The organism is Vibrio sp. 1727 (assembly GCF_033344415.1).
Taxonomy (GTDB): Bacteria; Pseudomonadota; Gammaproteobacteria; order Enterobacterales; family Vibrionaceae; genus Vibrio; species Vibrio alginolyticus.
The window spans coordinates 1-842 of the sequence record NZ_JAWPOT010000160.1 but is presented as its reverse complement, the minus strand read 5'-3'; the positions used below and the strand labels follow the sequence as shown (position 1 = coordinate 842).

General features: G+C 47.3%; 2 protein-coding genes. One reads left to right on the top strand and one right to left on the bottom strand.

What is annotated here, in order from left to right; genetic code table 11:
• Window positions 1-554 (top strand): alkaline phosphatase family protein (locus R8O10_RS24515; RefSeq protein ID WP_318191858.1); only part of this gene is annotated, 554 nt, incomplete at its 5' end.
• An 82-nt stretch (window positions 555-636) separates the two neighbouring features.
• Here the strand turns inward: R8O10_RS24515 and R8O10_RS24510 are convergent.
• On the bottom strand, window positions 637-842 hold a 206-nt coding region (locus tag R8O10_RS24510; protein WP_318191857.1), incomplete at its 5' end, for an EamA family transporter.

The window sequence follows — 842 nt, the reverse complement described above, 5'->3', positions numbered from 1 at the left end:
TACGTATCTCTGAAACAGAGAAATACGCGCACGTTACTTTCTTCTTCAACGGTGGTGTTGAGAACGAATTCGAAGGCGAAGAGCGTCAATTGGTTGCTTCTCCAAAAGTAGCAACTTACGACCTACAACCAGAAATGAGCTCTCCAGAGCTAACTGAGAAATTGGTTGCGGCTATCAAGTCTGGTAAGTACGACACAATCATCTGTAACTACCCGAATGCAGATATGGTTGGTCACACTGGTGTTTACGAAGCGGCTGAAAAAGCGATCGAAGCACTAGACGAAAGCGTAGGCAAAGTAGTTGAAGCAATCAAAGAAGTTGGCGGTCAGCTACTGATCACTGCGGACCACGGTAACGCAGAAATGATGATCGACCCTGAAACTGGCGGCGTTCACACTGCACACACTAACCTACCAGTGCCTCTAATCTATGTAGGTGACAAAGCGGTTGAGTTCAAAGAAGGCGGTAAACTGTCTGACCATGCACCAACAATGCTTTCTCTAGCGGGTCTAGAAATCCCTGCTGAAATGTCTGGTGATGTGCTAGTTAAGTAATTAACTGACGACTCAGAATGACAAAAGCCCGAGTATAAACTCGGGCTTTTTTGTGTCTGGTAATAAGGACTGGTTTGTAAGATTACTGAACTAAAATCCCCGCACCAATCACCGCTAGAGCCGCGCCCAACCAAGCAAATCGGTTTGGTCGGCGTTTAGTGTAAACCCAGAGCAGCGGTAGCAACATGATTGGCGTGGTTGAAGATAGCAGTGCAACCATACCTACGTTCCCTTCGCGCAGCGCGTAAAGAATTAACGTCATTCCCACGGCCATCGCGAGAAAGCCAT